The following is a 13,327-nucleotide window of genomic DNA, read 5'->3' as shown; positions in this document are numbered from 1 at the left end:
CCCGGGATGTCTAATATGCAAGACGAAACGGTCAGTAAATCGACTATGTCCGAGAACCGGGCAAGTGGCGAAGCCGGAGAGTTTGATCCCCTGATAACAAGGTACGCCGATGTGACTTGGGAAGCAGACCCGTCAGGCAGCGTGACCACTAAAAGTCAAAGTTGGTGCGCCTACACCGGTCAACTTGCAGAGGAGATGCTCGGCTTTGGATGGCTCAAGGCCGTCCATCCCGACGATCGGATTCAAGCGGAACATCAGTGGCGCGAAGCCGCGCTCACGGGTCGAGACGTCAATGCGGAGTTTCGCATTAGTCATATGGCGAATGGGTGGCGTTGGATCAACAGCGTTGCAACGCCATTACGGGACGAGAACGGCCGCATTCGGAAATGGATCGGCATGAACGTTGATATCCATCACCGCAAGCAGGCTGACGAAGAGCGCGAGCGACATTTGGCGGATCTCGAGCGCCAGGTCGAAGAGCGGGCTGCGGAGCTGCGCACAAACCGGGATTTCCTTCGTGCGATTATTGACAGTTCGCCCGACATGATCCAACTCTTTGATGCCGTGCGCGATGAGCATGGTGAGATAGTCGATTTTGCATGGACGCTGAACAATTTCACGTCTGAAAGCAGAAATGGCATCGTCGGGCGAGCTAGCCCCCTTCAACATACTCGGGGCCTCATCCAAGAAGATGACTTCGGCGCTTTCAAACGTGTCACCGAAACAGGCGTCCCTGAGCAGGCCGAACGTCAATATCCCCATCAGCAGCTCGACGGCTGGTTTCTGCAGTCGGTGGTCAAGCTGGGCGACGGAGTCGCTACCACAAGCCGGAACATATCGGTAGAGAAAGGAGCCCAGGCCGAGCTGCTTCGCCTACGTGCCGAAGTAGCCAAAGCGGCGTTGCGGCAGAGCGAAGACCGGTACCGCATCCTGTTCGAATCCATTTTTGAGGGGTTCTGCACTATCGAAATGGAATTCGATGAGCACGGCCGCCCTACGGATTATCGTTTCTTGGAAGTCAATCCAGCGTTCGCCCGACAGACAGGAATCATCGACGCCGTCGGCAGGGCGGCTCGTTCCCTCATTCCCAAGCATGAGCAGTTCTGGTTCGAGACCTTCGGCAGGATAGCGACAACCGGCCAAGCTGAGCGATTTGAGCACCGGGAGGACGCCTTGGGGCGCTGGTACGACGTGTACGCGTTCAGGGTGGGCGAGCCAGAGGACCGCCGCGTCGCGATCCTGTTCCACGACATCAAGCCCCGCAAACTGGCCGAGGAGGCGCTCCGCAAGAGCGACGCACATTCGCGGGCACTGGTTGAAGCCACCTCCGATGTCGTCTACAGGGTCAGCCCCGACTGGGAAGAGATGCGCCACCTTCACGGCCGCGGCTTTCTCGTCGATGCCGAGCGACCAACCGCAAGATGGATGGACGACTACATCTTTCCTGAGGACCACGCTTCGATCCGTGCCGTTATCGACGAGGCGATTGAAAGATGCGCGCCGTTCGAGCTGGAACACCGTGTCCGCCGCACCGACGGGTCGGAAGGGTGGACTTTCTCAAAAGCCGTCCCCATCCTCGGCGACGACGGCGAAATCGTCGAGTGGTTTGGCATGGCGGCGGATGTCACGGAACGTGTCATGGCCCGCAAGGCCGAGCACAAGGCTAACCAGGCCCAGCAGCGCAGCGAGGAACGTTACCGTCTCATTGTCGAGAGCGCGCTCGACTACGCGATATTTACCACCGACCAGGTGGGAAAGGTAGAGGACTGGCCGCCGGGCGCGCAATCGGTTTTCGGATGGAGCCCAGAAGAAATCGTCGGCCAGGATCTAAAAATCACATACACGCCCGAAGACCGTGCGGCGGGCGTCCCGCAGCAGGAGCTTCACGACGCCCTCCACAAGGGCTTTGCGGAAAACGTAAGATGGCACATGCGCAAGGATGGCAGCCGAGTGTTCATCGAGGGTTTCGCTCGGCCGGTTCGTGGCGGCGACACGGGCCCGGAAGGCGTAGTCAAGATCGGGCAAGACGTGACAGCGCGCAAGAAGTGGGAGGAGACCCAGAACGTCCTGGTGGCGGAACTGCAGCACCGCACCCGTAACCTGATCGCCGTCGTCCGCTCGATCGCCAGCCAGACCATGAGCGAGACCGGGCCTACAGCGGACTTCATGGCTCGGTTTGCAGACAGGATGTCAGCGCTGTCGCGAGTGCAGGGCCTTCTCTCACGCTCCGAAATAGAGCCTATTACCCTTCGAACGGTCTTCGAGATGGAAATTTCGGCGCTGGAGTTGGTCGCCGAGCGCGTGTCTCTCTGCGGGCCAGAAGTATTTCTCAAGAACAGCACGGTACAGACATTCGCTCTGGCCATTCACGAACTCGCCACGAACGCCCGGAAGTACGGGGCGCTTTCGGGCGACGATGGAGCGCTGACGATATCGTGGTCTACATATGAGACATCGGATTATGAGGCATCGGATCAGGAGAACCGCCTTCGTGTGGAATGGCTTGAGGAAATCTCCGAACCACGTTCAGTGGAGGTTGCTGTGACAGGAACCGGTTACGGCCGTGAGCTGATAGAGAAGGCGCTGCCCTACGCACTGGCGGCCACGACGACTTACGAGATTACGGAGACACGGCTCCGGTGCACCATCGACGTGCCGATCAAGTGGCGCAAAACAGGGTAATGGAGTTGGCACAGCGCAGCATGTACTCAGGCAAACGGCTGCTGGTCGTCAAGGACGACTACCTATCGCCCTTGATATGACGACCTGGCTTGAGGGCTAACGACGCCGTGTTAACGGGCGCTTCGGTCGAACGTTTTACGGCACGCGTCACAATTGCAATGTGAGGCCTTATGACGAACTGCGTTACCGCGAGCGCAAGTCACCCATCCGATATCGCATTTGAGCCTGCACTTTACGCGGTGGCTAACCTCGGTAAGCGCACGACCGGCAGTGGTAATCCCTTAAGTCTTGTTACCGAAACCGGCAGACCATTGGAAAATACGCCTTTCGGTGGGAACTAGGAAGGCGCAGTGATGTTCGAGTATGTCGTCGACATTGGGGTTGCAGTGCTACCCGCTTGCTGGCGACATCGTGGAGGTCCCCAAAAACCAAATTGGCGTCGGTGGAAACACCGACGTCCTTTCAGTAGAATGGTCCCCGACCTTCCCGCTCATGGTAATTTACGGGAGGCATTCAATGTGTTCGATGTCAGGCTGCGCGCTGGCCCTGCCCACTTCCGCGCGCTGCGGCGGGCCCATTAGACGACTGTATTCCGTCTCCGGGACGCCGTAGGCATCATCCGCGAAACCGAGAAGTGCTGTACGGTTTCTAATTGTTATCCTCCCCCGTAGTGACCGAATAAATCTTTCACCCTCGAGAAGATGAAGTGCGTCAGTAACCCCTGGGCGTCTTACACCAAGCATTATGGCGAGATACTCATGTGTAATCACAATAGTATCGCCGTCCGTTCGGTCATGAAGCATAAGCAGCCATCGGGCAAGGCGTTGAGGGACCCCGTAGCGTCCATTGGCAAGCGCCGTATATCCGGCCTGAATGCTAAGCGTCCGGAGAAACCGAATGGCAAGGCTGCGAAGGGTTGGTAACTGTTCGAGGGCTGTTACAAAGTCGGTCGCGGACATCCTTAAAGACTCCCCGCCAACTTGGATAATGACTTGATACGGACTTCTGCGGTCACCCGCAACAAGGCCGAAGGCTGTCAAACCATCGAGGCCAACGAGGCCGGCCTCAATTCGCTGCCCTTTTGGCGAGATCGCTATAATTGAAGCAACGCATGTCGTCGGGAAATATACCTGCTCAACCTCATGGTACTGACGTTGGATTTCCTCACCTTGCGGTACCTTAATCACCGAAAGAGCTGGTAGAAGGGCTTTCAGTTCACCACGCGGGAGCATCGCGAGAACGTTATTCTTTCGGGCAACCACCTGCTCACCGGCGTCCAATGGTAAAATCGACCGGAGCGCGGAAACAATCTCGCGCATGTCGAAAGGTTTCCGGATAAACTGCTTTAAGGCGTGTCTGGCAGGCACGATATCCAGATCATAGCCAGTCCCGAAAAAAAACGGCAGTGATAGTCGATCAAGCTCATCTGCTAGTGGGAAAACCATCGCTCCATTTAGGTTGATGTCTAGAATGGCTCCATCGATTTTCTCTGAATCCTGCAAGATTTGCATAGCTGTTTCAATTGAGGGGGCAGGCCCGACCACCTCCAATCCAAGCGAACTCAGGTCAGCGGCAAGATCGCCCGCCATCATATAATCGTCCTCGACGACCAAGATACGTTTGGCTTTGGAAGTGCTCCCAGTCGCTAACATTGATACTCCAAGTCTTTCCCGCATCGTTTTGTGCGCAGCCTTCAGGAAAACATGGTGTTTGCCAAGGCTGAATGCATAAGGTACGTCATTGTTCCCCCAAATGTGAGGTAAGGACCGATTTCGGCTGTGGTTTACATCGAGGCGGCGGCCCGGGATTGTGTCTTCAGCATAGGCCACGCTCTCGCTGTGGAACCAAACCGCAGCCGGATAGCCGGCAGTGTACGTTACCGGGCTAAATGTAATGCGGCTCGTCTGAAAGCGGACGGTCCCGACCATGAGTGTAGAAGTCGCCGATTAACTTAGTACCTCTCATCGAGTCAGATCTACTTTGAAGGGAACCGAGATGGAAGAGATAGAGGCATTGAAGCGCCGTCCTAGAGGCCCCTCTCGCGGGGGGATTTCGAGGCCGCGAAAGATGTGGCGATGAAAGTTTTGGAAGCCGAGCGTGCCTCCAATCGGGAGAGCGATTGAAGGCGCAACGCGCGGCGATATCCCGATATGGCTCGGGTATCAGGCCAACATGACGCTTCGCCATGGTGGACAATTAGCTCCGGATCCGGTTTCGGAGCCACGTTCCGCACACGTAGGGCCTGTGGCCCCAGTCTGAAACTGTGCTTCTGAATTGTCAGACTTTGTTTTTGAGGCAGCAGTCCGTTGGGCTCGCTTTAATCTTTGCCGAACTTTTACTCGACGCCAGGACGATAAACTCCCGATCGTCAGCGATGGGGCGGTGGCCAGGGGCTTTTTTCTGGCTACCTGTATCTTCTTATCGACGGCCTGCAGGGCCGCGCACAGAAGGTCGTCGCAAATCTGCTTGACTTTAAAATAGCAATCATTCCACCGTGGCTGTTCCAGACTTAATTTACAATGTCCGCGTTCCGGGTCGCAAACATGCCCGCACCAAAGGAGCGACGTGCCAGATTGACATATTAATCTGGACATGGGGACACACGGTATTTTCACGCCGGGCCCTCACGTGCGGAGGCACGAGTGCTCCTTTTCAACATACTGTACCGCCCCCAGGTCTATGAAAGTTGGGCGGCTGCGGCTATTCACGAATATTCTTTTCTTGCAGGCTTAGAACAGGGATTCACAGGCCTCACAACCCTGAGTTACTAAGTGTTTGAAGGTGCACGATATGAAGATGGCAGACGAGGAGCTTAAGGCACAGGCTAAACAGACATTTATACCTGTCTGCGCGATCGGGGCATCTGCAGGCGGCGTGCCTGCATTGCAAAGTCTTTTTCGACAGGTACCCCCTGACCTCGGCCTTGCCTATGTCGTCATTGTTCATCTTTCCCCGGATGAACCAAGTTCGCTCAGTGAAATTCTCGCAGCGTGTACGCAAATGCCGGTGCTTCAGATAGACGACAGCCCGACGTTGAAGGCGAATTGTGTTTACGTCATTCCACCGGATCGGGAGCTTGTCATCGATGGGGACAATATCGAGGCGCGGCCGTTTAGCGAGCCGAGAGGCCGTCGCGCGCCGATCGATATGTTTTTTCGTTCGGTAGCTGCTGCGAGAGGTGACGGTGTTGCCATTGTCTTGTCCGGGGCAGGCGCAGACGGAGCACTCGGCGTTACTGCCGTCAAGGAGGCGGGTGGCGTCATCATGGTTCAGGACCCAGCCGAGGCGGGTTTCAACTCCATGCCACAGAGCGCGATCGCCACTGGCGCTGCGGACTTCGTCGCTCCCATCGCAAGATTGGCGGAGCATCTAACTGAAGTCGCCCACAGTAAGGAAGCCGTACGATCTCTTGATATGTCAGGCTCCGCTTATGATCTCCGTCGCATCATAGCTTTGTTGCGAGCGCGAACCGGTCACGATTTTTCTGCCTACAAGCGCGCCACGGTGATGCGCCGGGTCGTTCGGCGGATGCAGGTCTGCCGAACAGACACGCTCCCCGCCTACGCGGATTACCTGCTCACCACGCCAGACGAGGCACAGAACCTGTTTTCCGATCTGCTTATCTCGGTCACGATGTTTTTTCGTGACGAGCAAGCTTTCGAGGCTTTGGCGCGCCAGGCTGTAAAGCCGCTGTTCGATGCGTATGATCAGGAGAGTGATGAAAGCATTCGGGTCTGGGTCGTCGGCTGCGCCACGGGCGAGGAAGCTTATAGTGTCGCCATCCTTCTGCGCGAAGAGATGGCCCGCCAAAACGTAAAAATTCCCGTGCAGGTTTTCGCCACCGATCTTGATGAAGGTGCGCTGGCTACAGCAAGAGAAGGGCGCTATCCTAAAACGATCGAAGCTGACGTTACTGAAGAACGGCTGGCTCGGTTTTTCATAGACGAGGGAACGCATTTCCGTGTTCGCAAGGAACTGAGGGAGAGCGTGCTGTTTGCAAAGCACAGCGTCCTGAAAGAGCCCCCCTTCATGCGGCTTGACCTCATCACCTGCCGCAACCTGCTCATCTACCTGGAGCGCGCTCTGCAGGCCCAGGTCTGCTCGACTTTTCATTATGGTTTGCGTCCTGGCCGATACCTGTTCCTTGGTTCGGCCGAGACCGTCGATGTGGCTGCCGACCTCTTCGCACCGGTTGATAGACAGGCGCGAATCTACAGCGGGCGCCCGCATGGAGGTAACCTCCTACCAATCCTTCCAAAGTTTGCTGCGCCAGAGCAATTCTCGATCAGCGACAGACCGCCGACGAGCGGTGCGGAGCGAATTGCGCTCCCCACTGCCCTCCACGTAGCAGCACTGGAACACAGCGCGCCGGCAAGCGTACTCGTCGACGACGGACAAAACATCCTTCATTTGTCCTCAAACGCAGGGCGCTTCATCCTTCACTCCGCCGGTCCGGTATCAAAAACCCTGCCGGCGGTCGTAAGGCCGGAGCTTCGGCTGGACTTAGGGATCGCACTGTCGCGAGCCCTTGAAAAGGGTGAACCAACGGTCACCTTGCCGACCGCCGTCGCTTTCGATCAGGGGAGGCGGCGAATTGCTATGCAGGTTACGCCCATCGCTAGCCAGGCACGAAAAGCTGCCCAGGCGCTAGTCTTCTTCCTTGACGGCGGGCTTGTTTTTGAAAGCGAACAACTCGAACCGGTCGGGGACGCACGGCCAGACGAAGTGCGACGGGTCTATGCCGAGCTTAAAGCATCGCAGGAAGCGTTGATGGTCAGCCGGTCTGGGCATGGGTCCGTCGTTCAGGAGCTTCGTGCTGCAAACGAAGAACTGCAGTCAATGAACGAGGAATATCGTTCGACGGCCGAACAGCTCGAAACCTCGAAAGAGGAACTGCAGTCCGTCAACGAGGAGCTGCACACCGTCAACGCCGAATTAAAAAGTAAGCTGGAAAGCATCTCGGCCGCACATAGCGATCTTCAGAATCTTTCTGCTGCCACGGAAATAGGTACATTATTTCTCGATCCTGATCTTCGCATCAAGATGTTTACAGCGCCCGTTGCTGGACTCTTCAACATTACGCGGCATGATATCGGTCGTACCATTACCGATTTTACACATCGTCTCGATTACAACGATATTGACAATGATGCACGACAGGTCCTGAGAGATCTTTTCCCGATTGAGCGCGAAGTTGTCAGTCACAGGGGCCGCCAATTCACGATGCGCCTACGACCTTATAGGACCGTCGAGGACCGGATCGACGGCACAGTTGTAACTTTCGTGGATATATCGGACCGGGCACGCGCCGAGCAGGCTCTACGCGTAAGCGAGGATCGCCTGCGCCAGTTCGGAGAGGCGACCCAGGACATTCTCTGGATCCGGGACGCGGAGACGTTCCAGTGGTCGTATCTTACACCGGCGTTTGAAACGGTCTACGGCCTTGATCGCGAGGCCGCTCTACGGGGCGACAACATGGTCGGCTGGCTCGAGTTAATTGTGCCGGAGGACCGTGAACACGCAGCAGAAAGCCTGCGGCGTGTTGGGCAAGGTGAATGGGTAACATTCGAATACCGCATCCAGCGACCCGCTGATGGCGGTATTCGGTGGTTAAGGGATACGGACTTCCCGATTAAAAATGAAAAGGGCCACGTTGCTCATATAGGTGGCATCAGCCACGACGTCACTGATTTGAAGAATACGGAGGAAGCCCTTGCTGCTGCCGAGCGACGTCAGCGTGCCCTTGTAGAAGGTATACCGCAATTGGTCTGGCGTGCCATCGATGGGGGTAAATGGACCTGGTCCAGCCTGCAATGGACCAACTACACCGGCCAGGCTGAGGCAGAAAGTCATGGAGAGGGGTGGCTGGAACCGGTCCACCCCGACGATCGCGAACTGGCGCAGATGAATTGGGGCAACGCCATCGAATCCGGTGGGATGGAAGTCGAATACCGTATCCGCCAGGCCGACACCAACATCTACCGCTGGTTCCATACTCGCGCGACGCCCGTTCGCGACGCGTCCGACGCGATTGCAGAATGGCTCGGCACCTCGACTGACGTTGATGATTTGCGCGGAATGCAGGCCCGTCAGGAGGTGCTGGTTGCCGAGCTGCAGCATCGAACAAGGAACCTGATCGCTGTCATTCGCTCCATGGCTGATAAGACAGGCCGCGCCAGCACCGACATGGACGATTTCCGGGATAAATTCCGAGATCGCCTAGATGCCCTGGCACGGGTCCAAGGCCTCCTTTCGCGCCTAAATGGTCACGACCGGGTCACATTCAACGAGGTGATCGAGAGCGAACTATCGGCGATGGATGGTAATGTTGACAGGGTCAGCCTTGACGGCCCCCGGGGCGTCCGCCTTCGCTCTTCCATGGTGCAGACACTCGCTATTGCCCTTCATGAGCTTGCGACCAACGCGATCAAATACGGCGCCCTAGGGCAAGCCACCGGCAAGCTGTCCATCACCTGGTCGCTCGAGGAAAACGGTCCGGGGGGGCAACCGTGGCTTCACATCGACTGGCAGGAAAGCGGCGTCACGATGCCGACCGAGGGATCCGGGCCGAGCGGTAAAGGGCAGGGGCGGGAGCTGATCGAACAGGCCCTGCCGTACCAGCTTGGCGCAAAGACCAGCTATAAGTTGGGACCGGAGGGTGTGCAATGTGCAATCTCGATACCGGTCTCGTCAACCAGATCCCCCTCTCCGAAATCTGCAACCTCTTCTCCGTCACAGAATGCAGAAACTACTTCCAAGCCGCAGGATACGAGGCAGATTAAACGCGACACGCTTTAGTGGTCGAAAACGAGTACATGCTCCCTCGAACTTCGCGACTATCTTTTGGATCTGGGCGCGCTCCTGATAGGCCCGTCGGCACGATAGAAGAAGCCTTGGCCTTGCGGGAGGTCTCAAACATTGATGTGTCGATTCTTGACGCCAACCTCCAGGGCGAGATGGTATTCCCTATTGCCGGGAAACTCGAGGACGAGAACGTGCCGTTCCTGTTCACAACAGGTTACGACCTTTCCATAATCCCCGGTTGCTTCCGACATGTAGCGCGGTTCGGCAAACCCATCGTTATGGCAAAGCTCTGTGAAGCAATTGCTGACATGACGACCGCAACACATGCGCGCAGACCGTGGCCGGTGTCGATCGCAGGCCGGGCCGCAAGCTACTTTCGGCCAGGGGCAAGCTCGCGCGCCACAACAACCAGCGAACATACCGCTCATTAGGCAGCCTGCAGCGCTTGTGGCTTTTCGCTGGGACAACGCGTTTGCTTCGGTTACGCTCGCACTCACCCGAGCTGATATGATGATGGCCCTTTATTATTCTAGGTCCTGCGCTCTAACGCCGGCACAGCGTGTTCAGGCATCTCGTCGTCTTCCTCCTAAGCTACGTCCCATCAAAGAATGTGCAGGCTTGTCGGCGCTGGCAACCTGTCTGTTCAGTTCTACAAGGGTTGCAAGTCGATGCGATTAGAGGCAAGTTGCGTGGCGATATGGCTTCGCCTTTTGCGGGGCGATACCCTTTCCGAAAGAACGTGTGGCGCAGCCATCACAATCTCCTCCAGCGGATGCCAAGCCGCTTATAGAACTCTGCCCTAAGGTCGGAAGAGGCGTTGGTCGGGTACCGTACACAGGCTGTCTGGGATTGCAAAGCCGTTGGTGCGGTGACATGGTCGCATGAGTGCTAGAATTTTTTGGAGAGCTGCCGTGACTCACAACCATGTAGCGCCGTGCGTTCTCAGCCCTGAGGAGCTGGATTTGGTCCAAGGTGTTTTCGATCGTATCACCTCGGAGCTCTGGTTTTCGAAGCAACTGTCGCACAGGTCCGATTTTGCACGGTACGTCCTGCGGATGTATGCGCGGGGATTGGTTTGGCCGGAAAAGCTGCAATCCTTTTGCACCCTCGCCGCCCAGAAACATTATTTCGCACCGAACGCCCTTCTTAAGGGGCAGCGCATACTGATTGTGGAGGACGACTATTATACAGCTAGGGAAGCAGCCGAGACGTTAAGTGCGCTCGGTGCGACAGTTGTCGGCCCGATTGCAAACTTTGCGGAAGCGATGAATGTCGCGGGCAACGACATGGAGTTGGACGGTGCTCTGCTCGACGTAAACCTCAACGGACAAATGGTCTATCCGGTAGCGGGGTTCCTCAAGATGCACGGCGTGCCGTTCGCGTTCGTGACCGGATATGACGAAGGGGTTTTCCCGGCGGCGTTTCGATCGTCGCACGTGGTTCCAAAGCCGACGGACTGGGCAAGCGTGGCTTTGCAAGTGCTCTGCCGATCGCAGTTGCCCTCTGCCTGATATCGGCAAACCCTTTGGCGCCTCGCAGGAGCAAGAATTGGATCAGTGTCTATGTTCTGAAGTACGTGTTTATCTATAACGATAACGACGGACCTAAGACGCGACCAGCGACGCGGGCAAAGTTTTCGGCAGGCACGGCGGCGAGGTGGGACCCCACCAAACTTCACTTCACTAACTAATCACCCTCTGCTGGCCGACGTGATGAATCGGATTGTCAGGGCCGGCGCCTACCACGAGATTCTTCGGGTTAGAAAAAGCCGGCGGTACACCCGAGCTGGCTCGATCGGGCAGGGGAATTGCCTCTAAATCCATTTCTGGAGGGCGTTGCGAGTTTACTGCATGGGAACCGGTATCGGCGCCATCGATCTCTCGTTCGGCCTGCACCCAGTTGTCTTCATGGCGGCCATCAGGATTGCCCTCGGTTTCCCATAATGAAAAGGCGTGTTCTTTGATAAGTTGCTCGCGGTTTATCACACCTATCTCCTTCACATGGCTTCTAACATAGGCAGTGTGCCACAGTTCCACCGCAGCGGTAGATCTCCTGGCTAGTCTCTTTAGCTCCCTTGGAAGCGAGGACCTCTCAAAGCACCTCGCTTCCAAGCCGGCGCCCAGAGGGGCAAGTGCCGGAGACGCGTGGGAGGGCGCGCCATCATCGAACCCTGAGGGGCGGGTTCGACTGGCTCAAACCGGGAGCGCGGCAGCTTGTTCCCATGCGGAAAATAATTTTATCTAACTCGCAAGCTGTCTCAAGTATCGTCGCCCGAAAATATCATCACCTACCACGCACCATCGATGAATGGTGAACCTACTCCTCAAAAGAAATGCTGTGCCGCGTGGTTGAGCATCCGGTTGAGGCGCCAAGCCAACGAACCGTCATGATGTTCCATGACAGGGCTTCCGCGCGAAGGTGCTGAGCAAATCTCTGGAACAAAGCCGAAAAAGTCTGGTTTACCCCGCTAAGGAGGAGCCGTGATGACAAATACGCCCAAATTGCCAGTATCTGATAAGGATCGTCACCTGCTTTGTCAGGAAGAGGTCGACGGATCACTACAAGACATACTGAACAGAGCGACGACCCACGGCTGGGGAACGTTTGAGACCATCAGTGCCATGGAAGAGGTGCTGAAAAACCTCCGCATCGTGTACACAAACCATCGCCATCCAAGTGAGGATCCGAAAGACGGTAACGAAGGCCATGCCTTTATTCACGGGCGCGGCGGGCACGAAAAAACATGATTTTCTGCGCGGGATCATCTCAAAGCGCGGGATGGGCGCTGATAACGGTGAAGCACACCTACGGCGAGTATTCAGGCGGTCCGATCGGCGTGATCCCTTCGGGCGTGAAAGTCTTTCTTGCGAGCCATTTCATCGACTTCCACAAGTGGCCTAACGGTTTGCTGTCACTGGTTCGCGATGCGGGCAGTGACCCGTACAAGGGCGCGCGCTGTGTCTTCGGGGCAAAGCGGACCGGATCAAGATCGTGTGGTGGGATGGTTCCGGGCTTTTCCTCTATGCCAAGCGGTTGGAGAAAGTGCAGTTTTGTTGGCAACTATCGGCCACAGCCGGGCCGACGTCACCATGCGCAGCTCTCGCTTTGGTCGATGGAATGGACTGGACGCGGGTTCGTTTCACGCCAGTGAAACGTTCCAAAATGATGGGTAACCCGCTGCGGCGCAGCGAATCAGGTGGCTGAAACCACGGGCGGATTGCAGCAAAATATGCTCTAATCAGACCCATGACGCCACCCGATTCTTGAACGCGGAGGCCGACGAGCGCATCGAGCGGCTGACCCAGATTCTGAAGGCCTTCGATAGAGCCCGCTTTGGACGACGCTCGGAGAAGCTTGCGGCATCAGGGGTCGATGACGAGCAGCATGCCTTTGTCTTCGAAGAAATCGAGGCTGGCATTGCGCCAATCAGGGCCCAGATCACAAAGGCCACGTATCTGCAAGTGACAATGACGCGTTCCGGGGTTGAGAAGTCGATTCCTGAAAGATCAAACGCAGCGGACGCTTACGGCAAGAGATGTCGAATACGTTAAAGGATCGATTTCGCTAGTTCAGCCAACAGAGGGCTTCTAAGCCCGTCTCTCAGTGGTTTTTGTCATTCAGAATAGCAAGAGCTTGCAGCGAACTTTTCCATCAAAGTCGCGGAACATTGCTAAGGTTGGCGGGGTGAAAAAGCGCACTTTCTCGGATTCAAAGGACACCTGTTTTATCGTCGTGCGCTTCCCGTTACCAGCCACTCACTGGGCCTAACGGGATTGCCGCTTTGGGCGGTCCAGTCCCATTGCGGAGTTTTCTCACTACCTCTACGAGATTGCATAAGCGG

At 56.5% G+C, this 13,327-nt stretch carries 7 protein-coding genes and 1 pseudogene; 6 read left to right on the top strand and 2 right to left on the bottom strand.

Features of this window, described 5'->3' with window-relative positions:
* Window positions 1-15 precede the first annotated feature (15 nt).
* On the top strand, window positions 16-2,682 hold the full coding sequence (locus tag ACP7E6_RS23695) for a PAS domain S-box protein (protein ID WP_426232153.1): 2,667 nt from the start codon (window positions 16-18) through the stop codon (window positions 2,680-2,682).
* A gap of 500 nt (window positions 2,683-3,182) precedes the next feature.
* On the opposite strand, the gene ACP7E6_RS23690 is transcribed toward ACP7E6_RS23695, so the two are convergent.
* Window positions 3,183-4,274 carry a helix-turn-helix domain-containing protein gene (locus tag ACP7E6_RS23690; RefSeq protein WP_426232152.1) on the bottom strand — a complete coding sequence of 364 codons (1,092 nt, stop codon included), beginning with the start codon at window positions 4,272-4,274 and terminating at the stop codon, window positions 3,183-3,185.
* A 1,204-nt stretch (window positions 4,275-5,478) separates the two neighbouring features.
* On the opposite strand from ACP7E6_RS23690, the gene ACP7E6_RS23685 reads away from it, so the two are divergent.
* Together ACP7E6_RS23685 and ACP7E6_RS23680 are read left to right on the top strand one after the other, a co-directional pair.
* Entirely contained in the window at window positions 5,479-9,480 is a 4,002-nt protein-coding gene (locus ACP7E6_RS23685) for a chemotaxis protein CheB (RefSeq protein WP_426232260.1), read from the top strand.
* Window positions 9,481-10,397: 917 nt separating this feature from the next.
* Entirely contained in the window at window positions 10,398-10,997 is a 600-nt protein-coding gene (locus tag ACP7E6_RS23680) for a hypothetical protein (protein WP_426232151.1), read from the top strand.
* Between the two features lie 171 nt (window positions 10,998-11,168).
* Here ACP7E6_RS23680 and ACP7E6_RS23675 read toward each other — a convergent pair whose 3' ends face one another.
* Entirely contained in the window at window positions 11,169-11,471 is a 303-nt protein-coding gene (locus ACP7E6_RS23675; protein WP_426232150.1) for a DUF2934 domain-containing protein, read from the bottom strand.
* A 498-nt stretch (window positions 11,472-11,969) separates the two neighbouring features.
* Between ACP7E6_RS23675 and ACP7E6_RS23670 the strand changes: the two genes are divergently transcribed.
* The 3 genes and pseudogenes from ACP7E6_RS23670 to ACP7E6_RS23660 form a co-directional block, all read left to right on the top strand.
* The gene (locus ACP7E6_RS23670) at window positions 11,970-12,233 is read left to right on the top strand and encodes a hypothetical protein (protein WP_426232149.1); all 264 of its coding nucleotides are present in this window, start codon (window positions 11,970-11,972) and stop codon (window positions 12,231-12,233) included.
* 208 nt (window positions 12,234-12,441) lie between these two features.
* Complete coding sequence (gene tnpB / locus ACP7E6_RS23665; protein ID WP_426232259.1) at window positions 12,442-12,690, top strand: IS66 family insertion sequence element accessory protein TnpB; 249 nt, start codon at window positions 12,442-12,444, stop codon at window positions 12,688-12,690.
* A gap of 62 nt (window positions 12,691-12,752) precedes the next feature.
* Window positions 12,753-12,932: pseudogene (locus ACP7E6_RS23660) on the top strand (IS66 family transposase); the annotation flags it as partial.
* Window positions 12,933-13,327: the final 395 nt, after the last annotated feature.

The sequence above is a fragment of the Pararhizobium sp. DWP3-4 genome (genome assembly GCF_049898205.1).
In the GTDB taxonomy this organism is placed as follows: domain Bacteria; phylum Pseudomonadota; class Alphaproteobacteria; order Rhizobiales; family Rhizobiaceae; genus Pararhizobium.
The sequence above is the reverse complement of the archived record's forward strand: the minus strand, read 5'-3'. Positions and strand labels throughout refer to the sequence as shown.